Raw genomic sequence first — 24,226 nt, 5'->3', positions numbered from 1 at the left:
GGTGAGTTGGACCGCCGGCGACAGCGGGGCCGTCAGCCCCACGGCAGCCACGCCCGCACCGCGAACGCCCCGTCCTCCTCCACCCCGTGCTCCAGCCGGCCCCCGGCGAGCGTGGCGCGCTCGGTGAGGCCGATCAGTCCCTGGCCGGAGCCGGGGACGGGCGGCACCTCGCCCTCGGGCGGCCGGTTGCGGACGGTCACGGCGAGGCCCTCGCCCGGGCCGCCCGCGACGGTAACGGCGACCTCCGTGCCGGGGGCGTGCTTGCGGGCGTTGGTGAGGCTCTCCTGGGCGATGCGGTAGGCGGTGCGGCCGACGGAGGCGGGCACGGCGGCGGGGTCGGTGACCCGGCTGTCGAGGACGACCTTCATGCCGGCCTCACGGGACTCGGCGACCAGGGTGTCGAGCGCGCCGAGGGTCGGCTGGGGACGGCCCGTGTCGTCGTGGTCCGCGGCCCGCAGGACGCCGATGATCTCCCGCAGGTCCTGGAGGGCCTCGTGGGCGCTCTCCCGGATGACGCCGGCCGCCCGGGCGACCTCCTCCCGGGGTGCGTCCGGCCGGAACTCCAGGGCGCCCGCGTGCACGCTGAGCAGGGTCAGCCGGTGCGCGAGGACGTCGTGCATCTCGCGTGCGATGGCCTCGCGGGCGAGCCGCTGGGCCTGCTCGGCCCGCAGCCGTGCCTCGGTCTCCGCGCGCCGGGCGCGGTCCCGCAGGCTGAACATGAGCTGCCGTCTGGCCCGCACCAGCAGGCCCCAACCGACGACCGCGACGACCAGCACCACGGTGAGGACCACCGAGACGACGTAGGGCAGGTCCGCGTCGGGCCGCAGCCGGAACGTGACGGGGACGACGGCGATGTTGAGGCCCGCCACCCAGGCGACGTAACGGAAGGGCCGGTGCACGGCCAGGGTGAAGACGGCGATCGCGCAGGCGCCGCCGGCGCTGTCCGAGAGCACCCCGAGCGGGATCGTGGCCAGGGCGAGGCCGACCGGCCAGCGCCTGCGCAGCCACACGGCCGCGCAGGCCAGCGCGCCCAGCAACTGGTCGAGGACGGCCGCGGTGTGCGACACGTGCGGGTTGTCGCCGACCGCGTCCGCCGCGATCAGGCCGATCAGGACGGCCAGGAGGAAGCAGGAGAAGTCGACGAGCCAGTCGCGCGCGGTGCGCCGGGGACGCCGTCCGGGCCGTACGCCGTCCGGTTCGAACTCGTGGATCACGGCGGACGGCAGCAACCAGCGCCGGCCGGGGAAGGCCGGAGGCTCGGGGACCGTCTCGTCAGCACTCACGGTCGACAAATCTACGCAGCGGGGTGCGGGAGCACCTCCCCATGACCGTGATGGGCGACCAAAGTCGCGGCACCGCAGACTTTCGGCGCGGCCGGCCGCGCGGATCGGATGCTTCGGTGGCACGGGGCTCGCCCCGCGGCCGATGTCCGTGGGGGAGGCCGCGGGGCGAGGGTGCACCCATGAAGCAACTGCTCGAACTGTTCGGTTTCCTCGCCCTGGTGCAGGGCGGAATGGGTCTGCTGCACGAGTTCACCGACTGGCACATCGGGCTCGTGCAGCGGATCGGCTTCCTCGACGGCTACGAGATCTACGTGAGCGTGGCGCTGATCGTGCTGGCGTTCGCGCTGTTCGCCGCCGCGGAGAGCCGCGGGCCCGGCTGACGAGCCGCTGTCAGCAGCCGTAGTCGACCAGGTTGAACGTGGCGTAGTGGTCCGCCGTGTAGTAGTCCTCCTGACTTCTCTCTCCGGTGACGATGCGGCGAGCGCCGCGCGTGGAGGAGCCCGGCGTGATCACCGTGTACTCGTGGTAGTAGCCGGTCGACCGGCTGGGCAGGACGCCTTCCCGGTTCTGGAAGACGCTCCCGTCCTGGGAGTAGGGGTACGGGCCGCCCTGTTCGATCAGGTCCAGGGTGTCGTACGCCTGGGACGGCAGCCTGGTGTAGCAGATGCTGCCCACCGCGGCGGCCGCCGGGGTCGCGGTGGTGACGGTGCCGCCGACGAGGAGGGCGGACAGGACGGCGGCCGTGGCGCCGACGCGAGTGATCCGTGGGGGGAATCTCATGTGCTCCATGATGACGCGCGTAGAGCATGGCATGTCAATGACAACTTCGGAAGTTTTCCCGTCACGTCCGGTGAGTTAACAGGGAGTTGACCTTCTCGAGCTTCGTGTCCGTAGGCCGCCAGCGGTCCGGGGAGCCGGCCGGTGGGATGGATGCCATGACAACGACTGACGGAACCCTGAACGGCAAGGTCGCGCTCGTCACCGGCGGCAGCCGCGGCATCGGTGCGGCCACGGCGGTACGACTGGCGCGGGAGGGAGCGGACGTGGCCGTGACGTACCTGGGCGGCAAGGAGGCGGCCTCGGACGTGGTACGGCGCGTCGAGGCGCTGGGACGGCGGGGAGTCGCCCTGCGGGCGGACTCCGCGGACCCCGATGAGGCGGCCGGGGCGGTCACGCGTACGGCGGAGGCGCTCGGCGGGCTGGACGTCCTGGTGAACAACGCGGGCGTGGGGGTGCTGGGCCCGTTGGGCGAGCTGTCCCTTGCGGAGGTCGACCGGGTCCTGGCCGTCAACGTGCGCGGGGTGTTCCTGGCCTCTCAGGCGGCGGCGGCGCGGATGCGGGACGGCGGACGGATCATCACGATCGGGAGCTGTATGACCCAGCGCGTGCCCGGGCCCGGCGGGACCCTGTACACGACGAGCAAGTCGGCGCTGATCGGGCTGACGAAGGCCCTCGCGCGCGAGCTGGGGCCGCGGGGGATCACGGCGAACATCGTGCATCCCGGGCCGATCGACACGGACATGAATCCGGGGGACGGGCCGTTCGCCGCGGGGCAGGCCGCGATGACCGCGGCGGGACGGTTCGGCACGGCGGAGGAAGTGGCGTCGACGGTGGCGTACCTGGCGGGGGCGGAGTACGTCACCGGTGCGGAGTTCTCGGTGGACGGGGGGCATGCGGCCTGAGACGGCAGCCGCCGTGCGAGGACCTGAGAACGCCCCGAGGTCCCACCGCCTGTGTGCCGGGAGGCGTTTGACAGCCTCCCGGCACACAGGTGCCAAGTACGCCCGCCTCGGTCAGCCGACGCCGGGGGGTGAGGCACGCCGCCTTGGGCGCCCTGCTCGGGGGTGAGACACGCCCGCCTTAGGCACCCGGCGCACGGATGTGGAGTACGCCCGCCTCAACCACCCAACGTGCGGGTGCCAAGTACGCCCGCATCAACCACCAGCGCCGCGGGGCCAGTTACGCCCGTCCGGCCAGCCGGTGCGGGGGCGAGGCACGCCCGCCTTGGGCTCCCGGCGCGGGGGGGGGGAGGCACGCCCGCCTTCGGCTCCCGGCGCACGGGTGCCAAGTACCCCCAGCCTCAACCCCCCAGCGCGAGGCGGCCAGTTACACCCCTCCCGGCCACCCGGCACGAGGGCAAGGAACACCCACCTCAACCACCCGGCGCGAGGGGGCCAAGTACACCCGCCCCGTCTCAGCCACCCAACTCCTGGTGCCGCGCCGACAGGGCCGCTGAACCGGACTCCGTCAGGGAGCCGAACAGGCGCAGGCGCGAGATCCCTCCGTCCGGGAAGATGTCCACGCGCGCGTGCGTGCCCACCGCCGGGGCCGGCAGGACGAAGCGGTGGTTGGTGTCGGGCTGGAGGCGGGTGCGCGGGAGGATCTCCCGCCAGTCGCCGTCGTCGCCGTCGCGGACCGACACCGAAGCCCAGCCCGCGCTGTTCCCCTTCAGATACGCCGTGTCGATCTCGATCGCGCGGATCTGCGACTGGGCCACGAGCCGGTAGCGGATCCAGTCGTTGCCCCGGTCACGGCGGCGGCGGGTCTCCCAGCCGTCGTCCATCTTGCGGGAGCGGCCCGGCTGGATGGTGTTCGAGGCCGGCGAGTAGAAGAGGTTGGAGGCGTCCTCCGCCCGGCCGCCGTTCTCCAGGGCGACCACGTCGAAGGTGCCGAGGGCCGTCAGCCACGCCGGGTCCGGCACGACCTCGCCGTACACACGCAGGCGGGCGATGCCGCCGTCGGGGTGCTGGTTGACCCGCAGGTGGGTGAAGCACTGCTCCACGGACACCTCGAAGCCGTTCGCCGCGTGGCCGCCGACGGACGTCCGCGGGACGAGCGTCGTCCACTTCACGTCGTCGCCCAGCAGTTCCTCCGGGGACGGGCTGCCCGCGACCGAGGTGCCCTCCACCGACACCGCCTGCGGGTAGTTCCCGCGGAAGTGGGCCGTGTCGACCACGATCCCCCGGATCACCCCGGGCGCGCCCAGCCTCACCAGCGCCCAGTCGTGGTCCTCCGCCGTCGGCCAGGGGTGCTCGGCCGAGGCGCCCCGGCGGCGCCGGGTCTCCCAGCCGTCCATGATCTTGCCCTTGTGCCCGAAGTGCTCGGGGTCGAACTCGGCCCGCCCGGGCAGCAGCAGGTTCTCGCGCTGGGCGAAGAACTCGTCGTTGGCGGCGATCACCGAGCCGCCGAGTGTCCGCGCGGCGAGGTCGGCGTACTGGGTGAAGGGGAAGTCGGCGGTGCGGTAGTCGGCGTACGGGTCACCGCCGCCGTACGGGTGCGCGTCGCCGGTGAAGCTGGGAATCGCCGTCACGTACATGTGCCTTTCTCGGAGTTGCCGGTGCGGGTGGATCAGGGCGTACGGGTGAGCAGCCGGCCCCTCGGAGCGGTGAACTCGCCGTTCGCCACGATGCGTTCACCGCGCAGCCAGGTCGACCGCACCACCCCGTACAGGGTCTTGCCCGCGTACGCCGTGACGCGGTTGCGGTGCTGGAGGGCCGCCGGGTCCACGGTGAAGGTGGCGTCCGGTGCGAGGACCGCGAAGTCGGCGTCACGGCCGGCCTCGATGGCGCCCTTGCGGTCGAGGCCCACCAGTCGGGAGGTCCGCTCGGACATCCAGCGGACCACGTCGTCCATCGAGTGGCCGCGCCTGCGGGCCTCCGTCCAGACCGCCGCCAGGCTCAGTTGCAGGCCCGAGATGCCGCCCCACGCGGTGGCGAAGTCGTCCGTCTTGAGGTCGGCCGTGGACGGGGAGTGGTCGGTGACCACGCAGTCGATGGTGCCGTCGGCCAGCGCCTGCCACAGCAGGTCCTGGTTGGCGGCTTCGCGGATGGGCGGGCAGCACTTGAACTCGCTCGCCCCGTCCGGGACTTCCTCGGCGGTGAGGGTGAGGTAGTGCGGGCAGGTCTCCACGGTGAGGCGGACCCCGTCCGCCTTCGCCCGGGCGATCAGCGGGAGCGCGTCGCTCGACGACAGGTGCAGCACGTGCACGCGGGCGTCCAACCGCTTGGCCTGGTCGATGAGTCGGGCGATCGCCGTGTCCTCGGCGTCGCGCGGCCGGGAGGCCAGGAAGTCCGCGTACCGGGGGCCGGCCTGCTGCGGGGCGGCCTCCAGGTGGTGCGGGTCCTCGGCGTGCACGATCAGCAGCCCGCCGAAGGAGGCGATCTCGGCCAGCGAGCGGGCGAGTCCGTCCTGGTCGAGGTGCGGGAACTCGTCCACGCCGGACGGCGACAGGAACGCCTTGAACCCGAAGACCCCCGCCTCGTGCAGCGGACGCAGGTCCTTGGCGTTGTCGGGCAGGGCGCCGCCCCAGAATCCGACGTCGATGTGCGCCTTGTCGGCGGCGACCGCCTGCTTCGTACGGAGGTGCTCGACCGTCGTCGTGGGCGGGAGGGAGTTGAGCGGCATGTCGACGAGGGTGGTGATGCCGCCGGCCGCCGCCGCGCGCGTGGCGGTCCAGAAGCCCTCCCATTCGGTGCGGCCGGGGTCGTTGACGTGCACGTGGGTGTCGACCAGGCCGGGCAGCAGGACGTCGTCCCCGAGGTCCTCCACGCGGGCACCCCGGGGCACGGGGGCGTCGTACGACGACACGGCCGTGATCGTGCCGTCGGCGACCGCGACGGACGCGGGCCGCGTCCCCTCGGGCGTGATGACGCGCGTCGAGCGCAGCACCAGTTCTGTGTCGGACACCCGGACCCCTCTCTGCCGCCGTTAACTTCCGCGTAACGGAATTCAACTTTCTGTTGAAGGAGTCTTCACTCCCGGCCGAACGCCGTCAAGGGCACACTTCCCCACAGTGCACCTCGGGTCGACAGTCTGGACGTTTCCACAAGGCGGAATTACTATTCCGGCAAGCAGAACGTAGCTATGCACCAGCGGGGAGTCAACCGACTGCCGGGTAGGCTTCTGCCTCCTGCCCAGACCCGAAAGGCAGCCCCGAAAGGAACGCGCCGTGCCGACGTCCAGCGCCAGCACCACCGACTCCGCCAAGTCCGCCGGCGGCGGGGTCCAGTCCCTCGAGCGCGCCTTCGATCTGCTGGAACGGATGGCGGACGCGGGCGGAGAGGTCGGACTGAGCGAACTGTCCGCGAGCAGCGGGCTGCCGCTGCCCACCATCCACCGCCTGATGCGGACCCTGGTGTCCTGCGGTTACGTCCGCCAGCAGCCCAACCGGCGCTACGCCCTCGGCCCGCGCCTGATCCGCCTCGGCGAGTCGGCCGCCCGGCTGCTCGGCACCTGGGCCCGCCCCTACCTCGCCCGCCTGGTCGAGGAGACCGGCGAGACCGCCAACATGGCCCTGCTCGACGGGGACGAGATCGTCTACGTCGCCCAGGTGCCGTCGAAGCACTCCATGCGGATGTTCACCGAGGTCGGCCGGCGCGTCCTGCCGCACTCGACGGGCGTCGGCAAGGCCCTGCTCGCCAACACCCCCGACGACGAGGTGCGCGCCCTGCTCGCCCGGACCGGCATGCCGGCCGCGACGGAGAAGACGATCACCACACCGGACGGGTTCCTCGCGGCCCTGAAGGAGGTGCGCGGCCAGGGGTACGCGGTCGACGACAACGAGCAGGAGATCGGCGTCCGCTGCCTCGCGGTGTCGGTGCCCGACTCCCCCACCGCGGCGGCCATCTCGATCTCCGGCCCGGCGGGGCGGGTCACCGAGGCGGCCACCGAACGGATCGTGCCGGTGCTCCAGCAGGTGGCGGCGGAACTCTCGGAGGCACTGGCCACGCAGAGCCCGGCGTGACGGCCTTACAGCGCTGGCCGGGGCGGTACACCGACCGGCACGGCACCGAGGACGTCGTCTTCGAGTCGGACGGCCGGAGGATGATCCGTACGACGATCAGGGGTGTCCGCTTCGAGAGCGACTCCATGGAGGACCTCGGTGCGGTGGGCGGCGATCCGCCCGAGCAGATGTTCTCGTTCTTCGACGGGGGGCTGTGCTCCTGCCTCCTGGAGTGGGAGGTGCCGATCCCCGTCGAGGTCCGGGGGAGCGGTGTCCGGCCGGGGGTGCTGCGCTGTGCGCTCCGGCTCGGGGACCCGGCGGGCCCGCGCCGCGGCCTGGACGCGGAGACCCTGACCACCACACTGCTCCTCGACGGGCACGAGTTCCGCAACACCGAGGGGCAGGACGACTTCGAGACAGCGTTGCGGGACATCCAGCGCCAACTGCCACGGGCGGCCCGGATGAAGGCCTGCATCGCGTGCGCGTGGTCCGACTACAGCCCCTACGGCAACGGGCTGATGGCCGGGCTGGCCTGTTTCCGGGACATCAAGGACCGCTATCTGCGGGTCGAGGGCAAGCGGGGACCAGGGAACATCTTCGACGTCTGGGACGACCTCACCGAGTTCGTCCAGGAGACCTGGCTCTGTCCGGAGTTCGAGCACCGCACGCACGGGGGGTACCGGGGTTCGTTCCCCTAGCGCCGCGGCTCCCCGAACAGCTCCACCGCGTCCCGCACCTCCGCCAGGCCCCTGGACAGCGCGCTCACCGACCCGATCGCACCCGCGATCAGCAGTAACGACCTTCGCAGGCGCCGGACTTCGGGTGTGCCGTCGATCGCCATGGCGGCCAGCGCGGCGAGTTCGTCCTCGGCGATGCACCGGTCGGGGAACTCCGCGGGGTGCGCGGCGAGTTCGCGGCGCAGCCGGGACACCGCGGCCCGCAGTTCCGCCACTCTCGGATCCTTGTCGCTGCCGGTCACTGGCCTCTGCCCCAAGCTCCGCAACACAGCTCTCCCCCTCGCACTCCTTCGTGCGCCCCGGCGTCAGACCCCGAGGGACGCGGGTCAGTAAACGCCACACGGGGCGCCAGGCGCCACCGTACGGACCGAAATTCAGCCCGCGGAAACCCGGCGCACGCCGGCGCGTCAGGTATGCAGGACACATGACGGAGAACGAACAGCAGGTCGCCGGACTGCTTCTGGCGGCAGGCGGTGGGCGGCGGCTCGGCGGGCGGCCCAAGGCGCTGCTCGAACACCGGGGCCGCCCGCTCGTCGAACACGCGGTCGGTGTCCTGCGCGCGGCCGGCTGCGCCCGGGTGCACGTGGTGCTGGGGGCGGCCGCGGCGACCGTACGGGAGCGGGCCGAGCTCGGCGGGTGTGTGCTGGTGGAGAACCCGGAGTGGGCCGACGGGATGGGGTCCTCGCTGCGGGCCGGGCTCGACTCGCTCGCCGGGACGGGGGCGCGGGCCGCACTGGTCTCGCTCGTCGACCAGCCCGGCATCGGGGCGGAGGCGGTGCGCCGGGTGCTCGCCGCCCACGCGGACGAGACGTCGCTCGTCTCGGCCGCCTACGACGGCGTCCGCGGCCATCCCGTCCTCTTCGGTGCCGGGCACTGGGCCGGGATCGCGGCGACTGCGACCGGCGACCGGGGGGCACGCGCCTATCTGGAGGAGCACCGGCACGCCCTCACCCTCGTCGAGTGCGGGGACGTGGCCGAGCCGTACGACATCGACACCCCGGAGGATCTGGCGCACCTTGAGTGAACGGGGTGGCACGCGGAGCCACCCTTGCTCGACGCGGAGAATCTCGACATCAACAAACCATTGAACTTCCACAATGAGGAAACTAGTATCCACTGTTCAGAAGCGCCCTGCCGTTGCGAGGGGCGCCGCTCGCGTACCCGGTTCGACTGGCACCCGGTGCCACCGCTGAAGGAAGTGACCGCTCATGTCCGCACCAGCGCCGTCCCCGCTGGCCATCGTCGACGCCGAGCCCCTGCCGCGGCAGGAGGAGGTCCTGACCGAGGCGGCCCTCGCCTTCGTGGCCGAGCTGCACCGCCGGTTCACGCCCCGGCGTGACGAACTGCTCGCCCGCCGCGCCGAGCGCCGCGCCGAGATCGCCCGCACCTGCACGCTCGACTTCCTCCCGGAGACCGCCGCGATCCGCGCGGACGACTCCTGGAAGGTGGCCCCCTCCCCCGCGGCCCTGGACGACCGCCGGGTCGAGATCACCGGTCCCACCGACCGCAAGATGACGGTCAACGCCCTGAACTCCGGTGCCCGGGTGTGGCTCGCGGACTTCGAGGACGCCTCCGCGCCCACGTGGGAGAACGTCGTCGGGGGTCAGATCAACCTTGCCGACGCGTACACCCGCAGCATCGACTTCACCGACGAGAAGTCCGGCAAGTCGTACGCCCTGCGCCCGAACGAGGAACTCGCCACCGTCGTCATGCGCCCGCGCGGCTGGCACCTCAACGAGCGGCACCTGGTCGACGCGAACGGCACCCAGGTTCCCGGCGCCCTCGTCGACTTCGGCCTGTACTTCTTCCACAACGCCCAGCGGCTGCTCGACCTCGGCAAGGGCCCGTACTTCTACCTCCCGAAGACCGAGTCGCACCTCGAGGCGCGCCTGTGGAACGACGTGTTCGTCTTCGCGCAGGAGTACTGCGGCATCCCGCAGGGCACCGTCCGGGCAACCGTCCTGATCGAGACGATCACGGCGGCGTACGAGATGGAGGAGATCCTCTACGAGCTCCGCGACCACGCCTCGGGGCTGAACGCGGGCCGCTGGGACTACCTGTTCTCCATCGTGAAGAACTTCCGTGACGGCGGCGCCAGGTTCGTCCTGCCGGACCGCAACGCGGTCACGATGACGGCCCCGTTCATGCGCGCGTACACCGAACTCCTCGTCCGCACCTGCCACAAGCGCGGAGCGCACGCGATCGGCGGCATGGCGGCCTTCATCCCCTCGCGCCGGGACGCCGAGGTCAACAAGGTCGCCTTCGAGAAGGTCCGCGCCGACAAGGACCGCGAGGCGAACGACGGTTTCGACGGCTCCTGGGTCGCCCACCCCGACCTGGTCCCGATCGCCATGGAGTCCTTCGACAAGGTCCTCGGCGACAAGCCCCACCAGAAGGACCGGCTGCGCGAGGACGTCCACGTCGAGGCGGCCGACCTCATCGCGATCGACTCGCTGGAGGCGAAGCCGACGTACAACGGCCTGGTCAACGCCGTCCAGGTCGGCATCCGGTACATCGAGGCGTGGCTGCGCGGGCTCGGCGCGGTCGCCATCTTCAACCTCATGGAGGACGCGGCCACCGCCGAGATCTCCCGCTCGCAGATCTGGCAGTGGATCAACGCGGGCGTCGAGTTCGAGAACGGCGAGAAGGCCACCCCGGAGCTGGCCCGCAAGGTCGCCGCCGAGGAGCTCGACAGCATCCGCGCGGAGATCGGCGAGGAGGCGTTCGCGGCAGGCCACTGGCAGCAGGCCCACGACCTGCTGCTCCAGGTCTCCCTCGACGACGACTACGCGGACTTCCTGACGCTGCCGGCGTACGAGCAGCTCAAGGGCTGAGGCCGCCCCCGCTCAGGAGGCGTCCTCCCGAGCGGCCTTGTCCGAGTGGCCCAGGGGCTTCCCCGGGGCCACTCGGTCGCGTACGGCCTGCTTCACCGCCGTGGGCTCCGGGAAGCCCTGCTCCCGCCGGTCCCAGACGACCTCGTCGTCGACGCGCACGACGAAGATCCCGCCCGTCCCCGGCTTGAGGGACAGCTCCCCCAGCTCCGCCTCGAAGGTGGTGAGCAGCTCCTGCGCCAGCCAGGCCGCGCGGGGCAGCCAGCGGCACTGGGTGCAGTACTCGATCTGTACGACGGGACTCATCCGAGGTGCACCGACCAATCCTGTTGTGCGGCCGGTTTGCCGTGCAGGTCGGGGACCCGCTTGAGCCAGTTCGGCCGTCCTTGTTCCGTCCGCGCCGCCCGCAGGGCCTCCTCGGCGGCGAGTTCCTCCGGGCTGGGGAAGTCGGTGGGGAGCCAGTCGGCGGAGGCCCGCACGCGCGCGTGCAAGTAGTCGACGTACGCCTCGCGCATCTCGGCGGGTGTGGTGAACTCCGTCAGCCAGCCGTCCGGCACCTCCGCGACGATCTCCCGCAGCAGCTCGCGCGTCACCTTCGGCGCCAGTTCGGCGTCGGCGGTCCGTACGTCGGGGCCGTACCGGCCGAGGGCGTGGTGGCGGAAGTCGTAGCGCCTGGCGGGCTCGGAACCGTCCCAGCGGTGATGGAAGACGAGGGCCGCGCCGTGGTCGATGAGCCACAGGCGCGGGGGTGCGACGCCGAGCGTCGGCCAGACCATCAGGTTGGAGCTGTGCACCGTGCGGTCGACGTTCACGGTCAGCGCGTCGAGCCAGACCACCCGGCCCGCCTCCAGCGGATCGACACGGCAGTGCCGGGCGAGCTCGGGGGTGAAGTCCCTGGCACCCGGCAGATGGTCCATGCCGAGGTTCACCCCGGCGCTCGCCGCGTGCAGGTCCCGCACCTCCTGGTGCGGCTCGCTGTCGGCGATTGCCGGGTCGAAGCGCACGAGGACCAGCTCGGGGAAACGCAGTCCCAGCGCCCGCGCCAGCTCACCGACGATCACCTCGGCGACCAGCGCCTTGCGCCCCTGGGCGGAGCCGGTGAACTTCACGACGTACGTCCCCAGGTCGTCGGCCTCGACGACGGCGGGCACCGAGCCGCCGGACCGCAGCGGGGTCACGTATCGAACAGCTGTCACTTCGCGGAGCACACCGGTCAGGGTAGTTCAGCTCCCGCCGCCGCCAGCGGGTTGGGCAGCGGCAGGTAGCGGGCGGCCGCCCCGTCCGCCCCCGTCCACCTCAGCAGCAGGTTCGTCTTGCCGGGGAGGGTGGGCGCGGTGAGGAGGGCGGCGGCCTCGGGGAGGTCGTGGCGGGACAGTTCGCGGCGGGCGGCGGGCCAGGGGTCGAAGCCGGGCCGGCGTTCGGCGAGGGCCGCGGCGACCTCGCACAGGTGGTTCACGACCAGGCAGTACACCAGCCGTTCCCATCCTGCCGCCCGCGGCACGTCCGACAGCAGCTTCACGCCCTCCGCGTCCCGGAACAGCGCCTGCACCGGCATGCCGTCGGCGTCCACGGCGACCAGGGTGTTCTGCAGATGCGCCTCCAGTACGACACCGTGGTCGGCGAAGGCCGCGAGGGCGGGCGGGACGACCGCGCCCAGGTACGCCTCCCACCAGGCCGCGGGGTCCTCGGTGCCGTCGAGCGGGCTGCCCTCGAAGCCCTCCACGAGGCCGGCGGCGAGCAGCGGGGTCGCGCCCGGCCGCACATGCCCCCGCAGGCCGTCGCGGACCAGCACGGCGAGTTCCTCGAAGGCGAAGTCGGCGGTGCGGTAGCCGCGGTCGCTCAGCCAGGCGGCGCGGCCGGGGCTCGCGGCGAAGGCCCTCGCGACCGCTTCATCCGTGCGGCGGAGTTCGAGCAGGTCGTGGCGCCAGAGCCGGCGGATGTCGTTCGTGATGCGGACGTCGAGGCTGAACTTGAGGAAGAGGTCGCGGGAGGGGGCGTACACCGTGCGGATCGCGGCCGTGGGCCAGGTGTCGAACCCGGTCGTGCCGAGCCGGACCAGGCGGCCGTCCGCGAAGGCGTCCGCGCAGTCCACCAGGGCGAGCTGCCAGGGGTGGGCGGGCAGCAGCCGGTATCCGGGCGGGGCCTCGCCGAGCGTGTCGAGGGCGGTGGTGTCGCCCTCCTCGACGACGGCGTCCTCGCGCACCCCGAGCAGGACCAGCGGGAAGCGGGCGTGGGCCTCGGGGGCGTACGGCAGCCAGGCGGCGGCCGGGCCGCCGCCGCGGGCCTTGGGCGCGGGGTGGTGGGGATGGCCGGTGACGAGGGACTGCTCGGAGCGCAGGTACGGGTCGTCGGGTGCCGTGGCCCGGTCCCGGGCCGTGAGGAGGGCGGCCACCGCGTCCCGGCTGTCGATCATCTCGGCGGGCAGTTCGTGGTTGGACACGCCGGTGTGCCGGATCAGCTCCTCGGCGACGAGCTTCACGAGCTCGGGGTGCCCGATGCGCCGCCACCCGGCCGACGTGCGCACCTCGGGCTCGGCGGGCCGCCGCCCGCCCCGCACCCTGAGCAGGCGCCCGCCGGGCAGCCGGTACACCGGGCGCTCGCCGGGTTCCGGGAGCGGCACGGCCGCTTCGCGCAGCAGGCAGTTCAGCAGGGGCGCCGCCGCGTACGCGTCGGCGCGGGGTGCGACGGCGGTGCCGGCCGGCGGGGGCAGGAGATCCACGCGGTTCACTCGTTCTCTACGGTTCATCTGGGGCGATGACGATCAGTATGTCTGCCGTGACCGACCCGCCGTGACACCAGTCGTACCCGAGGGAGTCCACCCGTGCACCGTCCCCGCGCCACCGAGGCCCGGTTCGCCGAGGAGCTGGCCGTCCTGCGCCCCGACCTGGTGGCGCGGTACGCCGCCGAGCTGCCCGGCGCCCGCGCGGCCGTCCTGTCCCGGCTGTGGCGGGGCCTCACGCACGAGCCGCTGCCCTGGGTCGCGGCGCGGGAGACCGGCCGGGAGGGGCTCACCCTGCGCCTCTCGGACGGCCGCAGACTGCACGGCCCCCACCCGGACCCCTTCGCCACCGCCGCCCGGGTCGCCGTCGTACGGCTCGACGAGGTCGCCCATGACGATCCGGCGCGTCTGATGACCGCCCTGGGCGTACCGCACGGCACGGACTTCGCGGCCGAACTCGCCGACAGCGTGGCGTCGTTGGCGCTGTCGAGGGCAGGGCAGCCACCCCGCTCGCCTGAGTGGCCGGCGCACGACTGGGAGTGGGAGCAGCGGATCGTGGACGGGCACCCCTACCACCCCAACTGCCGTTCCCGGCCCGGCTTCTCGGTGGCCGAGCAACTGGCCTACGCGCCCGAGCACCGGCCGCTGGTCCCCCTGGGACCGGTCCCCGTACCGGTCGACGAGTGCCTGGTGACGGGCGCGTGGCCGGCGGAGCTGCGGGACGGGGGGCGACTGTTGCTGCCCGTGCACCCGTGGCAGGCGGAGCATGTGCTGAAGCGGGCCGTCCCGGAAGGCACCGGGGCCCACCCGCTGATGTCCCTGCGCACCCTCGCCCTGCCCGGCGGACCGCATGTGAAAACCGCGCTCAGCGCACGGCTGACGTCGTCGGTGCGGGACATCTCCGTCTACTCGATCAGCATGTCGGCGACCCTGTCGGAGTTCGCGGAGACGCTGGCGGAGCGCATGGACGGGCTCCTGCACTTCACCCGCACGCTGGGGGCGGCGACGGCCAACTCCCCCGACCTGGCGGCCGTGTTGCGTGAGTCCCCTCAGGTGTACGGCGACCGGGTCCTGCCCGTGGCGGCCCTCGCCACCACCGGCCTGCCCGAATCCCCGGTGTGGCTGGCCGAGTTCGCCCGGCTCGCCCTCACGGCCGGGCTGCGGCTCCTGGAGCTCGGCGTCGCCCTGGAGGCCCACGGGCAGAACCTCCTCGTGGTCCTGTCCGAGTCGGGCGCGCCGCTCCGGCTGGTCTACCGGGACCTCGCCGACATCCGGGTCAGCCCGGCCAGGCTGGCCCGGCACGGCATCCCGGTCCCGGCACTGTCCGGGCGGGTCGTCACGGACGACGAGACGGCTCTGCGGCGCAAGCTGTTCGGCTCCCTGGTGGCCGGGGCCCTCGCGGCCACGGCGGGTTCGGCGGCGGCGTTGCGGGGGGCACTGGAGTCGGCCGTACGAGAGCTGCCGCGCACCCCCGATCTGGCGGCTCTGCTCGAACAGCCGCTGCCGACGAAGGCGTTGACGCTGATGCGGCTGTCGCCGGGCATTCCGGGCGACCAGTGGACGGAACTGCCCAACCCCCTCCGGTGAGCGGCTGCTTCGGAGCCGGGCGCGCGGCCGTTCCGGAGTCCGGTGAGCGGCCGTTTTGGAGCCTGGCGCACCTGATCAATAGGATCCGGCGATGATCACAAGAAAACGGCCGGCGGCAGGAGTGTGCGCCCTGCTCGCCGCCCTGACGGCCGGGATCGTCTTCCCGGTCGCGGCGGTCGCCGGTGAACCCACGAGCGGCACCGCCCCGCAGGTCGATCTCGTCCTCGACGTGAGCGGCTCGATGCGGACGGCGGACATCGACGGCGGCACCAGGATGGCGGCGGCGAAGCGGGCCTTCAACGAGGTGCTGGACGCGACGCCCGAGGAGGTCCAGCTCGGCATCCGGACCCTCGGCGCCAACTACCCGGGCGACAACCAGAAGACGGGCTGCAAGGACACCGCGCAGCTCTACCCGGTCAGCACGCTGGACCGCACCGAGGCCAAGACGCAGGTGGCGACCCTCTCGCCCACCGGGTGGACGCCGATCGGGCCCGCGCTGCTGAAGTCCGCCGGCGACTTCACGGACAGCGCCTCCTCCAAGCGGATCGTGCTGATCAGCGACGGCGAGGACACCTGTGCCCCGCTGGACCCGTGCGAGGTGGCCCGCGAGATCGCCGCCAAGGGCATCGGGCTGACCATCGACACCCTCGGCCTGGTACCGAACACCAAGATGCGGCAGCAGTTGAGCTGCATCGCGGAGGCGACCGGCGGGACCTACACCTCGGTCGAGCACGCCGACGAACTCACCGACAAGGTGAACCAGTTGGTGGACCGCGCGGCCGACCCGGTGGTGACCCCGGTGGCCACCGAGGGCGCCGGCACCTGCGCCACGGCGCCCACGCTGAAGTCCGGGCTGTACACCGACCGCGAGGAGTTCGCCCGGCAGCGCTGGTACCGGGTGGACGTCGATCCGGGCCAGGAGCTGCGGGCCTCGGTGAGCGTGGGGGCCGACCGGGCCGTGAACCCCTCGTACGGGGTGCTGCTGCGGGCGGTCACCGTGCACGGCCGGGAGATCGTGCGCGGCGAGGCGGCGGGCAACGGCCGGACGGACGTGATCTCCACGGGGCTCAGGTACCCGAAGGCGGAGAGCGACGACGAGGACGCCCCGGCCGAGACCGTGTGCCTCCAGGTCACCAACTCCTTCTCGGCGGCCGCCGGGGTGAAGACCACCCCGGGTCTGCCTCTCGAGCTGACGGTCGACGTCGTGGACGGGCCGTCGCACGCGAGCGACGTGGCCTCCTTCGGCCTCGGGCGCGGCTGGTGGCTGCTCGGCGTGCTGATCCTCGCCGGTTTCGTCGCCGGTCTGCTGTGGGGCTGGCTGTCACGCTGGCGGGTCGCGGTCTGGAGGACCAACTGATGAGGTTCACACGCGCGTTGAGCGCTTCCCTGCTGCTGCTCGCGCTGGCCGCCGCACCGGCCGCGGCCGACTCCTCGCCGACGCCGACGGCCTCGGCGGACGGTGACGCGCCCACGCAGGCGGGCACGTCCTTCCGCACGGCGACCGAGATCGAGCAGGGCCGGACCGCCACGGCGAGCGGCTCCACGGGCGACTACCTGTACTGGTCGTTCCCCGCCGACGCCGGCCTGCGTCCCACCGTCGAGGCGACGGTGAAGCTGCCCGAGACCCACGCCTCGCAGACCTGGCAGATCGACGTGTACGACGGACTGCGCCGCCGCCAGTCCTGCCAGTACGGCGCCCAGACCCGCACCGCGGCCGCGGACGCCTCCTCGGTGGAGCTGGCCTGCACCCTGCGCACGGTTCGCGCCTGGTCGGAGGCGTGGGCCAACGATCCGCTGCCGGGCACCTACTACGTCCGGCTGACGGCCGTCGGTCTCACCACGGCCGACCTGGGCCTGCCGGTCGGCACCGAGGTCCGGGTCGACTCCAAGGACATCGGGGGTTCGGCCGCGGTGGACGGTTCACTGGCCGAGCCGCTGGTGCCGGGCATCGCGATGAAGTCCGAGGCGGACGAGGACGGCTCGGAGGACTCCTCCGCCGTGCTGTCCGCCATCGAGCCCGAGGACGGCTGGTCCTCGGGCTGGTGGTCCGACCGGTGGGTGTGGACCGCGATCGGCGGTGCGCTCGCCGCACTGGCCGGGGTCGGCGGGTACGCGCTGACCCGCGGCTCGGGGCGGCCCTCCCGGGTGCCGCCGGGGGCCTGACAGCCCGTCCGGACAGCTGATGGTTCATCAAGAAGGCCCGCTCCGGCGGGCCTTCTTCGTTTCATCCCGCCCTCTCACCCCGCCCGCAGTGCCTTGGCGATCGTGCCGTCCCCGGTCACCCGGACCCGCCCGTCCCGCACCGCCTCCGCCAGGCTCGACTCCCCCCGGCTGAGCGCCTCGCAGGTCCCGGCGTCCATGACCAGCCGGGCGTCGGGCTCCCCGGGGGCCGGCCCGTCGCCGTACGCGGGACCGTCCTGGAACCCGCCGACGTACAGATGGAACCGCCCTTCCTCCAGTTGCACTTCGACGAGCCCCTCGCCCTCCAGCGTGCGCAGCAGGGGCAGCGCAAACCAGTGCGCGCGTACCGCGTCGGTGGGCCGCCGTTCGCCGAGTTCGGGTCCGCCCCAGGCGCCGAGGGCCTGGAGCACGGGCAACAACTCGCGTCCGCGCGGGGTGAGTTCGTAGACGTAGGCCGCGCCGGGCGGGGGCAGCCGGCGACGGCCGGCGAGGCCGTCGCGTTCCATGTCCTTCAGCCGTGAGGCGAGTACGTCCGTGCTCACGCCGGGCAGGTCGGCGTGCAGGTCCGTGTAGCGGCGCGGGCCGGACAGCAGTTCCCGGACGATCAGCAGGGTCCAGCGGTCGCCGACGAGGTCGAGGGCGCGGGCCGCGGAGCAGTACTGGTCGTAGCTTCGGCGAGGTGACATGCGACGCAGTCTAGACAAGTCGTTGGACTTTCCAAGCTCCTACTTGGTAAAACCAAGCAACACAGGTAACCGGAGAGGCAGCAGCGCATGGAGTTCCGGCAGTCGAGCAAGCTCAGCGAGGTCTGTTACGAGATCCGCGGCCCGGTGATCGAGCACGCCGACGCACTGGAGGAGGCGGGCCACAGCGTGCTGCGCCTCAACACGGGCAACCCCGCGCTGTTCGGCTTCGAGGCGCCGGAGGAGATCCTCCAGGACATGATCCGCATGCTCCCCAAGGCGCACGGCTACACGGACTCCCGGGGCGTCCTCTCCGCCCGCCGCGCGGTCGCCCAGCGCTACCAGACCCTGGGTCTGGAGGTCGACGTCGACGACGTCTACCTCGGCAACGGCATCTCCGAACTGATCTCGATGGCCGTACAGGCGCTGGTCGAGGACGGCGACGAAATCCTCATCCCCGCCCCCGACTTCCCCCTCTGGACGGCGGTCACCACGCTCGCCGGCGGCAAGGCGGTCCACTACCTCTGCGACGAACAGGCCGACTGGTACCCGGACCTGGACGACATGGCGTCGAAGATCACCGACCGCACCAAGGCCGTCGTCATCATCAATCCGAACAACCCCACCGGCGCGGTCTACCCCAAGGAGATCATCGAGGGCATCCTCGACCTCGCCCGCAGGCACGGCCTGATGGTCTTCGCCGACGAGATCTACGACCAGATCCTCTACGACGACGCCGTGCACCACTCGGTCGCCGCGCTCGCCCCCGACCTGGTCGTGCTGACCTTCTGCGGCCTGTCCAAGACGTACCGGGTGGCCGGCTTCCGCTCGGGCTGGCTGGTGGTCACCGGCCCCAGGCAGCACGCGAAGAACTATCTGGAGGGCCTGACCATGCTCGCCTCCATGCGGCTGTGCGCCAACGCCCCCGCGCAGTACGCCATCCAGGCCGCGCTCGGCGGCCGCCAGTCCATCCACGAACTGACCGCGCCCGGCGGCCGGTTGTACGAGCAGCGCACGGTGGCCTGGGAGAAGCTCAACGAGATCCCCGGCGTCTCCTGCGTGAAGCCGAAGGGCTCGCTGTACGCCTTCCCGCGCCTCGACCCCAAGGTCCACAAAATCCACGACGACGAGAAGTTCGTCCTGGACCTGCTGCTGCGGGAGAAGATCCAGGTCGTCCAGGGCACCGGCTTCAACTGGCCGGCCCCCGACCACTTCCGCATCCTGACACTGCCCCACGCGCAGGACCTGGAGGCGGCGATCGGCCGGATCGGCCGGTTCCTGAGCGGATACCGGCAGTAGCCCGAGGGGTTGGCGGGATTCACGTTCGAGGAGAGCGGGGATGCCATAGAGTGCGGCCACTGATCCGCAGGGCCGGGGGATGGGGGGATCCCGGGTGTTCTCGTCTCGTCGCCGTGCCGCGAAGGCGCCCTCGGGCTTACGGGCCCGGCTCGCGCTGCTGGCCCTGAGCGTCGGCCTGCTCGGCAGCCCCTGGGCGCAGGGTCCGGTGCGCGACCTCTACGAGCGGAAGTTCTCCATCGAGGGGTCCGACAGCGAAACCCTGCGCCGACTCCTCGAAGCCGCGTCCGTCCCCGCCTGGGACACCTCGGACGCGCGGTACGGCACCACGGCCGGACTGGTCGTGAACGACCTCGCCGTCCTGTTCCTGCTCGCGGGCCTCGCCTTCTTCGTATGGCGGATGCCGGCCCGCGGGAGGACGGGCCCGCTGCGCTGTCTCGTCGCAGGCGGGAGCGTCTCGGTGGCGTCCAACCTCGTGTGGTGGGGCCTGCACACGGCCTTCGTCCCCGAGTCGCGGCTGCCCCCGGCCGACATGATGCTGGACTACCTGCTGCCCAGCGGCCTGCTGTTCGGCCTGGTGGCGGGCGCACTGCTCGTGCTCCTGACCGGCGGGCCGCGACGGGCCCGGGCCGGAAGCTCCGTCGGCGCCCGCACGGCGCCGCTCCGCCGCTGGAGAGAGGGAGGGCCCGGCATGACGACGGCGCCGGTCCACATGCCGGTCGGGAGCACACCCGGTGACGTCACCCGGTATCTGTGCGCCGCGGCCTACACGGACGAGGGCTTCGCCGAGCGGGTGGTGGAGGACCTCCTGGCCGACGAGGCCGGCGCTGTGGCGACCTCGCCCGGCGTCGACCTGGTGACGGTCGCACGGCACTGCCTGACCGCCCAGGACCTTCGCCGGCGCCGCGATCTGCGGCTGACCGCGGCCTTCACCGTCCTGGCGGTGTTCGCGCCCCTGTGGCTGCTGTTCGTCACGGTGTTCCTGTCGGCGAGCCAGTGGGCCGGCGGGCGGCCGAGCCGGGCCACCCGGGGCAGCCACCAGCCCGAGAACAGGGTGCTGGTGGGCACCGCGATCACCGCGGGCATCACGGTGCTCGTCGCCTTCGCCTTCGGCGTCCTCGTCGCCATGCTGCCCGCCCCCGGCTTCGTGAGCTGGCTGCTGGGCTCCTATCTGGCCGGGGTGCCGGCCGTGCTGCTGTCCCTCGCGACGGTGGCGTCCGCCTACGTCACCGTCGTACGCCATGACCTCGCCGTCGACCGGCTGCTGCGCACGACCATGACGCGCGAGGCCTTCGCCCGGCAGCCCCGGCCGACCGTGCCGCGGCGCAAGTGGATGGCGGAGCGGCTGGCCGCCATCAGGGAGGCGCAGGAGGGGAACGTCACGGTGTACAGCGGGTACACGCCCTTCATCGGTTACGCGGAGGCCGCCGCGCAGTGGTCGATCGCCGTGCCGCTGCTGCCCGCCGGGGACCCGATGGGCAGGGTCGCGCACCCCGCGGGGCCGCAGGCGTTCACCGTCACCGAGCTGGTCGACCACGTCCGCGCGCGGCTGCGGGCCACCGCCGCACGCGGCTCGCAGGACGGGACGGCGGCGGACCTCGCCGAGTCCCTCGCCTCTCTCGTCGTCGAGGACCGCGTCTTCGTGAGCGGCACCAGCATCGGGGACGACGAGCGGTTCATCAGGGTCAAGAGCCTCGCCCCGGCCGCACGGCTGTCGGCCGAGGAGGTCGAGCGGATCACGGAGCGTCCCACCGGGACGGTCCGCCACTATCTGGCGGTCCACGTGCCGCTGTGGGGCGGGGACGTCGTGCCGAGCGTGTTCCTGCACTTCTCGACCACGGGACGGACGCTCCACCTGCACTCCAGCAACCACGTGCTCGGTCCGGTGCGCGCCGACTACCACGTCGTGGACCGGCTGCGCGGCCCCCTCTCCCCCGCCGCGCGACGCGGACTGCTGCTGGACGCGGTCCCCCGCACCGGGAAGGCCTTCTACGCGGCGCCGGCGCGGGCCCTGCGGCAGGCGTACTTCGACGAGCGGCACAGCAGACGGATGGTGGACGAGCTCAAGGCCCTGGAGGAGGACCCGGTCTACGACTTCGGCGCGCGGGTGAGCGTGCGGGAGCTGGCGCTGAGCCCGAACTACCACAACTACTTCCAGGTCGTGGACGCCACACGGGTCACGGCCCTGGTGGAGCGCCACACCCTCGCCGCGATCCGCGAGTTCCTCGACGCGCGCGGCTACGACATCACCGACTTCCGCGCCCAGCAGCAGACCATCCTGAACCAGGGGCTCATCCAGCAGGGCGGCACGAGCATCATCGGCAACCAGGCGATCGGTTCCGGCGCGACCGCCACACAGCACGTTTCCGAGCAGCCCGGGGCGGCGGCCACGGGTGCCGTCGGTGGCTCCGGCACGTAGTCCGGGCAGTCAGTTTCGGCGAGTGGGAGATCCTCATCATGGGCAACGACGACGGACGTCAGGACCCTCCGGTCAACAACGGCGTCATGATCAACGGTGGCACCCACCACGTCGGCAACCAGGCCGTGGGGCACCGCGCGCAGGCCTTCTCCGGCTCGGTTTCCTTCCAGCCGCAGGACGCCGAGCGCACGGCCGAGCTCCTCGCGTACGTCGAACGGCTGCTGGAGGAGCACCGGGCGGCCCTGGCCGACCCCGACGCCACCACCAGGGAGCTGCGCCGGCTCCGCGAGGAACTCGAGGAGCCCGAGCCCCAGCCGACGGTCCTGCGCCGCGCCCTCGACCGCCTCAACGAGTTCGTGCAGCCGGTGACCCCGCTGGTGGTGGCGGTGGGGCAACTCGCGCAGTCGGTGCAGGGGTTGCCGGGGGTCTGAGGGAGGGGCACCGGACGACCGGCCCGGCACGGGAGGCCGGCCCCCGGGCTGACGGGCCTTTCCGCCGCACGTCTCCCGTGGCCGTCCGGCCCAGTCCGTCCTGCGCGGCACCGGGGCCCTGTGGGACCGTGCTGGAAGGCGAGCGGGAAAGGTCGGGCGTGTGGGTGATCTCTTTCTGGTGCGGCACGGCGAGACCGAGTGGTCGCGCTCCGGGCGGCACACCGGCTCGACGGACGTACCGCTGACCGAGCGCGGCCGGGAGGAGGCGCGCCGCCTGGTGCCGCTGATCCGCTCCCACCGCATCGGCGCCGCCTTCGTCAGCCCCCTTCAGCGGGCCCGGGAGACCGCGGAGCTCATCGGGCTGCACGACCTGCGGGTCGACGTGGATCTGCGCGAGTGGGACTACGGCGGCTACGAGGGCGTCACCACCGTCGAGATCCAGCGGGAGCGTCCGGGCTGGTTCCTGTTCACGGACGGGGTGGCGCCCGGTCCGCCCGAGCACCCCGGGGAGAGTCCGGAGCAGGTCGGCGAGCGGGCCGACCGCGTGCTGGCCAAGGTGGACGCGGCCCACGCGAACACCGAGGGGTGCGTGGTGCTGGTGGCGCACGGCCATTTCCTTCGGGTGCTCACCGCCCGGCGGCTCGGTCTGCCCGCCTCGGCCGGGGCGCTGTTCCAGCTCGCGACGGGGACGCTGTGCCGGCTGGGGACCGAGCACGGGCGGCCGGTGATCGCCGGGTGGAATGTCAGACCGCCGTCGTAGCCTCGAAGCGGAGGGGGCCGGTGATCCGTACGGCCGTCGTGCGGTCCCTCGCCCGGAAGGAGCACGCCGTGTCGCGACCGCCCACCGCCGCACAGCGGCGTGTCATCGACGCCGCCGACCCCGTCACCGGGCGGCTGCGGGGCACCGGGGCCCAGTTGGAAGCGCTGGTCAAGCGCGGGCTGGCCTTCCGGCATCCGAGGCCGCCCCACGACCACTTCCTGACCCCGGCCGGACACCATGTGCGCGAGACGGTCGAGGAGGCGCCCGCACCGGCCGACGCCCCCGCCGCCGACGTGTTCTCCGCGCACATCGGCGGCACGGAGGAGCCCGCCGACACCGGCCCCGCCCGGACCCGCGAGGTGCACAGCGCCTGGCAGGGGCTGCTGGAGCTGCGCCGGATGACGAACCCCGACGGGGCGACGGACCGGCCCTGCGGCTGGGAGCGCGCTCACCTGGTGCAGGCGGCCGCGCTGGCACTGGAGGCGGCCGGTCACGCGCCGGAGGCGGGGGGCTCGCCCGGGTACCGGGTGCGGGCGACACCGCAGCCCGAGGCGGTCGCCGTGCACGCGCCGGACGCCGAGACACTGCGGGCCTGCGCGACCACCCTGGAGCGGGCCGGCTGGCAGGCCGGCGAGTACACGCAGCCGCGGACCAGGGCCCGGTACCTGCTGGCCTCACCGCGCCGGGTGTAGGGGGCACATGTCAGGATCGGGTGCAGCAACTGCCGTGGTGTGAGAGGGGATCGACGTGAGCGAGCCGTTTTCCGTGCCGGTGACCGTCCGCGGGTACGAGACGGACGTACAGGGCCACCTCAACCAGAGCGTGTACCTCAACTACGCGGAACACGCCCGCTGGTCGCTGCTCAGGGCCGCCGGGATCACCCAGTCCGGGCTCATCGGCAGCGGGGTGGGACCGGTGGCGCTGGAGACCACCATCCGCTATCTGCGGGAGCTCCTGGCCGGCGACGAGGTGGAGGTGACCTGCGCCTTCGAGTGGGGCGAGGGCAAGACCTTCCGCATCCGGCAGACGATCCGCAAGCAGGACGGCACCGTGGCCGCCGAGATCACCGCCGTCGGCGGTCTGATGGACCTCAAGGAGCGGCGCCTGGTCCCGCACGCGGGCGAGGTGCTCAAGGGCCTGGCCACCGATCCGAGCCTGCTCTAGGTCAGGACACCGGCTCCGGTTCCCGCTCGGCGTCGTAGTGCGCCCGGGCCTCGGCGATGTAGACCCTGTTGCGCTCGGCCCAGTCGGTCAGGCGTTGCAGGGTCTCGTGCAACTCGCGGGCCACCGGGGTGAGTTCGTACTCCACCCGGGGCGGCACCGTCGGGTGGACGGTGCGGGTGACGAGGCCGTCGCGCTCCAGGTTGCGCAGGGTCAGGGTCAGCATGCGGCGGCTGATGCCCTCGATGCTGCGCTCCAGCTCGGTGAAGCGGATGGGCCCGTGGGCGGCCGCGACGAGGATCTGCACGCTCCATTTGCCGGAGACCCTGTCAAGAACTTCCCGCACCGGGCAGGCGTGCGCGTTCACGACCTGGACGGTTACACCGGTGTTCCTCTGGGACATCGAACTGCCTCCT

25 protein-coding genes are annotated in these 24,226 nt (G+C 72.6%); 15 read left to right on the top strand and 10 right to left on the bottom strand.

Annotation, left to right across the window (positions count from 1 at the left end):
• Positions 1 to 32 precede the first annotated feature (32 nt).
• Positions 33 to 1,292, bottom strand: coding sequence for a histidine kinase (locus ACIQJT_RS20870; protein ID WP_365458359.1), 1,260 nt, complete (start codon positions 1,290 to 1,292; stop codon positions 33 to 35).
• A 170-nt stretch (positions 1,293 to 1,462) separates the two neighbouring features.
• Between ACIQJT_RS20870 and ACIQJT_RS20865 the strand changes: the two genes are divergently transcribed.
• Complete coding sequence (locus ACIQJT_RS20865; protein WP_365458356.1) at positions 1,463 to 1,663, top strand: hypothetical protein; 201 nt, start codon at positions 1,463 to 1,465, stop codon at positions 1,661 to 1,663.
• A gap of 10 nt (positions 1,664 to 1,673) precedes the next feature.
• Here ACIQJT_RS20865 and ACIQJT_RS20860 read toward each other — a convergent pair whose 3' ends face one another.
• Complete coding sequence (locus ACIQJT_RS20860) at positions 1,674 to 2,063, bottom strand: ribonuclease domain-containing protein (RefSeq protein WP_365458353.1); 390 nt, start codon at positions 2,061 to 2,063, stop codon at positions 1,674 to 1,676.
• Between the two features lie 155 nt (positions 2,064 to 2,218).
• Between ACIQJT_RS20860 and ACIQJT_RS20855 the strand changes: the two genes are divergently transcribed.
• A complete protein-coding gene (locus ACIQJT_RS20855; protein WP_402645491.1) occupies positions 2,219 to 2,965 on the top strand; it encodes a 3-oxoacyl-ACP reductase family protein in 747 nt (248 codons plus the stop codon).
• Positions 2,966 to 3,477: 512 nt separating this feature from the next.
• Here the strand turns inward: ACIQJT_RS20855 and alc are convergent.
• Both alc and allB read right to left on the bottom strand, forming a co-directional pair.
• The gene (gene alc / locus ACIQJT_RS20850) at positions 3,478 to 4,593 is read right to left on the bottom strand and encodes an allantoicase (protein WP_402645489.1); all 1,116 of its coding nucleotides are present in this window, start codon (positions 4,591 to 4,593) and stop codon (positions 3,478 to 3,480) included.
• A 38-nt stretch (positions 4,594 to 4,631) separates the two neighbouring features.
• The gene (allB, locus tag ACIQJT_RS20845) at positions 4,632 to 5,969 is read right to left on the bottom strand and encodes an allantoinase AllB (protein ID WP_402645486.1); all 1,338 of its coding nucleotides are present in this window, start codon (positions 5,967 to 5,969) and stop codon (positions 4,632 to 4,634) included.
• 262 nt (positions 5,970 to 6,231) lie between these two features.
• Here allB and ACIQJT_RS20840 point away from each other — a divergent pair, with 262 nt between their 5' ends.
• Together ACIQJT_RS20840 and ACIQJT_RS20835 are read left to right on the top strand one after the other, a co-directional pair.
• Entirely contained in the window at positions 6,232 to 7,026 is a 795-nt protein-coding gene (locus ACIQJT_RS20840; protein WP_402645483.1) for an IclR family transcriptional regulator, read from the top strand.
• A complete protein-coding gene (locus tag ACIQJT_RS20835; RefSeq protein ID WP_402645481.1) occupies positions 7,023 to 7,703 on the top strand; it encodes a DUF6304 family protein in 681 nt (226 codons plus the stop codon). The genes ACIQJT_RS20840 and ACIQJT_RS20835 overlap by 4 nt, the downstream gene beginning before the upstream one ends.
• Here ACIQJT_RS20835 and ACIQJT_RS20830 read toward each other — a convergent pair.
• Positions 7,700 to 7,984, bottom strand: a complete 285-nt coding sequence (locus ACIQJT_RS20830; RefSeq protein WP_365458335.1) for a DUF5955 family protein — start codon at positions 7,982 to 7,984, stop codon at positions 7,700 to 7,702. The two genes, ACIQJT_RS20835 and ACIQJT_RS20830, sit on opposite strands and share 4 nt — an antisense overlap.
• Before the next feature lie 182 nt (positions 7,985 to 8,166).
• Between ACIQJT_RS20830 and ACIQJT_RS20825 the strand changes: the two genes are divergently transcribed.
• A complete protein-coding gene (locus ACIQJT_RS20825; RefSeq protein ID WP_402645478.1) occupies positions 8,167 to 8,766 on the top strand; it encodes an NTP transferase domain-containing protein in 600 nt (199 codons plus the stop codon).
• 184 nt (positions 8,767 to 8,950) lie between these two features.
• Positions 8,951 to 10,576 (top strand): malate synthase A, encoded by a 1,626-nt coding sequence (aceB, locus tag ACIQJT_RS20820; protein ID WP_402645476.1) that lies wholly within the window; start codon positions 8,951 to 8,953, stop codon positions 10,574 to 10,576.
• A gap of 12 nt (positions 10,577 to 10,588) precedes the next feature.
• Here the strand turns inward: aceB and ACIQJT_RS20815 are convergent, their stop codons facing one another.
• The 3 genes from ACIQJT_RS20815 to ACIQJT_RS20805 are packed head-to-tail and all read right to left on the bottom strand — an operon-like array spanning position 10,589 to position 13,301.
• The gene (locus ACIQJT_RS20815) at positions 10,589 to 10,879 is read right to left on the bottom strand and encodes a SelT/SelW/SelH family protein (protein WP_365458326.1); all 291 of its coding nucleotides are present in this window, start codon (positions 10,877 to 10,879) and stop codon (positions 10,589 to 10,591) included.
• Complete coding sequence (locus ACIQJT_RS20810) at positions 10,876 to 11,781, bottom strand: HipA family kinase (RefSeq protein WP_402645472.1); 906 nt, start codon at positions 11,779 to 11,781, stop codon at positions 10,876 to 10,878. The genes ACIQJT_RS20815 and ACIQJT_RS20810 overlap by 4 nt, the downstream gene beginning before the upstream one ends.
• Before the next feature lie 5 nt (positions 11,782 to 11,786).
• The gene (locus ACIQJT_RS20805) at positions 11,787 to 13,301 is read right to left on the bottom strand and encodes an IucA/IucC family protein (protein WP_402645469.1); all 1,515 of its coding nucleotides are present in this window, start codon (positions 13,299 to 13,301) and stop codon (positions 11,787 to 11,789) included.
• Between the two features lie 93 nt (positions 13,302 to 13,394).
• Between ACIQJT_RS20805 and ACIQJT_RS20800 the strand changes: the two genes are divergently transcribed.
• The 3 genes from ACIQJT_RS20800 to ACIQJT_RS20790 all read left to right on the top strand — a co-directional run bounded on the left by ACIQJT_RS20800 (position 13,395) and on the right by ACIQJT_RS20790 (position 17,042).
• Entirely contained in the window at positions 13,395 to 14,879 is a 1,485-nt protein-coding gene (locus ACIQJT_RS20800) for an IucA/IucC family protein (protein ID WP_365458317.1), read from the top strand.
• A 91-nt stretch (positions 14,880 to 14,970) separates the two neighbouring features.
• Complete coding sequence (locus tag ACIQJT_RS20795) at positions 14,971 to 16,236, top strand: VWA domain-containing protein (protein WP_402645466.1); 1,266 nt, start codon at positions 14,971 to 14,973, stop codon at positions 16,234 to 16,236.
• Entirely contained in the window at positions 16,236 to 17,042 is an 807-nt protein-coding gene (locus tag ACIQJT_RS20790; protein ID WP_402645463.1) for a hypothetical protein, read from the top strand. The genes ACIQJT_RS20795 and ACIQJT_RS20790 overlap by 1 nt, the downstream gene beginning before the upstream one ends.
• A gap of 74 nt (positions 17,043 to 17,116) precedes the next feature.
• Here ACIQJT_RS20790 and ACIQJT_RS20785 read toward each other — a convergent pair whose 3' ends face one another.
• A complete protein-coding gene (locus ACIQJT_RS20785; protein WP_402645461.1) occupies positions 17,117 to 17,746 on the bottom strand; it encodes a winged helix-turn-helix transcriptional regulator in 630 nt (209 codons plus the stop codon).
• 87 nt (positions 17,747 to 17,833) lie between these two features.
• Here ACIQJT_RS20785 and ACIQJT_RS20780 point away from each other — a divergent pair, with 87 nt between their 5' ends.
• The 6 genes from ACIQJT_RS20780 to ACIQJT_RS20755 all read left to right on the top strand — a co-directional run bounded on the left by ACIQJT_RS20780 (position 17,834) and on the right by ACIQJT_RS20755 (position 23,813).
• Positions 17,834 to 19,042: a pyridoxal phosphate-dependent aminotransferase gene (locus ACIQJT_RS20780; RefSeq protein WP_365458304.1), complete on the top strand. Its 1,209-nt coding sequence runs from the start codon at positions 17,834 to 17,836 to the stop codon at positions 19,040 to 19,042.
• A gap of 94 nt (positions 19,043 to 19,136) precedes the next feature.
• Positions 19,137 to 21,458: a hypothetical protein gene (locus ACIQJT_RS20775; RefSeq protein WP_402645458.1), complete on the top strand. Its 2,322-nt coding sequence runs from the start codon at positions 19,137 to 19,139 to the stop codon at positions 21,456 to 21,458.
• A 38-nt stretch (positions 21,459 to 21,496) separates the two neighbouring features.
• Complete coding sequence (locus tag ACIQJT_RS20770; RefSeq protein WP_402645456.1) at positions 21,497 to 21,889, top strand: hypothetical protein; 393 nt, start codon at positions 21,497 to 21,499, stop codon at positions 21,887 to 21,889.
• 160 nt (positions 21,890 to 22,049) lie between these two features.
• Positions 22,050 to 22,649, top strand: coding sequence for a histidine phosphatase family protein (locus ACIQJT_RS20765; RefSeq protein WP_365458295.1), 600 nt, complete (start codon positions 22,050 to 22,052; stop codon positions 22,647 to 22,649).
• Between the two features lie 68 nt (positions 22,650 to 22,717).
• Positions 22,718 to 23,341: a hypothetical protein gene (locus ACIQJT_RS20760; protein ID WP_402645454.1), complete on the top strand. Its 624-nt coding sequence runs from the start codon at positions 22,718 to 22,720 to the stop codon at positions 23,339 to 23,341.
• Positions 23,342 to 23,396: 55 nt separating this feature from the next.
• On the top strand, positions 23,397 to 23,813 hold the full coding sequence (locus ACIQJT_RS20755) for an acyl-CoA thioesterase (protein ID WP_402645451.1): 417 nt from the start codon (positions 23,397 to 23,399) through the stop codon (positions 23,811 to 23,813).
• A gap of 1 nt (position 23,814) precedes the next feature.
• Here the strand turns inward: ACIQJT_RS20755 and ACIQJT_RS20750 are convergent, their stop codons facing one another.
• Positions 23,815 to 24,213: a helix-turn-helix domain-containing protein gene (locus tag ACIQJT_RS20750; protein WP_365458286.1), complete on the bottom strand. Its 399-nt coding sequence runs from the start codon at positions 24,211 to 24,213 to the stop codon at positions 23,815 to 23,817.
• Between the last annotated feature and the right edge of the window lie 13 nt (positions 24,214 to 24,226).

The sequence above is a fragment of the Streptomyces sp. NPDC091972 genome (assembly GCF_044756385.1).
Lineage (GTDB): Bacteria > Actinomycetota > Actinomycetes > Streptomycetales > Streptomycetaceae > Streptomyces.
Note: the sequence above shows the minus strand (reverse complement) of the source record. Positions and strands in the feature narration are given on the sequence as shown.

Excerpts from the sequence above, each read along its gene's own strand:
- ACIQJT_RS20865 (WP_365458356.1), top strand. The coding sequence starts at position 1,463 with ATGAAGCAACTGCTCGAACTGTTCGGTTTCCTCGCCCTGGTGCAGGGC.
- ACIQJT_RS20860 (WP_365458353.1), bottom strand. The coding sequence starts at position 2,063 with ATGAGATTCCCCCCACGGATCACTCGCGTCGGCGCCACGGCCGCCGTC.
- ACIQJT_RS20855 (WP_402645491.1), top strand. The coding sequence starts at position 2,219 with ATGACAACGACTGACGGAACCCTGAACGGCAAGGTCGCGCTCGTCACC.
- ACIQJT_RS20825 (WP_402645478.1), top strand. The coding sequence starts at position 8,167 with ATGACGGAGAACGAACAGCAGGTCGCCGGACTGCTTCTGGCGGCAGGC.
- aceB (WP_402645476.1), top strand. The coding sequence starts at position 8,951 with ATGTCCGCACCAGCGCCGTCCCCGCTGGCCATCGTCGACGCCGAGCCC.
- ACIQJT_RS20815 (WP_365458326.1), bottom strand. The coding sequence starts at position 10,879 with ATGAGTCCCGTCGTACAGATCGAGTACTGCACCCAGTGCCGCTGGCTG.
- ACIQJT_RS20795 (WP_402645466.1), top strand. The coding sequence starts at position 14,971 with ATGATCACAAGAAAACGGCCGGCGGCAGGAGTGTGCGCCCTGCTCGCC.
- ACIQJT_RS20790 (WP_402645463.1), top strand. The coding sequence starts at position 16,236 with ATGAGGTTCACACGCGCGTTGAGCGCTTCCCTGCTGCTGCTCGCGCTG.
- ACIQJT_RS20785 (WP_402645461.1), bottom strand. The coding sequence starts at position 17,746 with ATGTCACCTCGCCGAAGCTACGACCAGTACTGCTCCGCGGCCCGCGCC.
- ACIQJT_RS20780 (WP_365458304.1), top strand. The coding sequence starts at position 17,834 with ATGGAGTTCCGGCAGTCGAGCAAGCTCAGCGAGGTCTGTTACGAGATC.
- ACIQJT_RS20770 (WP_402645456.1), top strand. The coding sequence starts at position 21,497 with ATGGGCAACGACGACGGACGTCAGGACCCTCCGGTCAACAACGGCGTC.
- ACIQJT_RS20750 (WP_365458286.1), bottom strand. The coding sequence starts at position 24,213 with ATGTCCCAGAGGAACACCGGTGTAACCGTCCAGGTCGTGAACGCGCAC.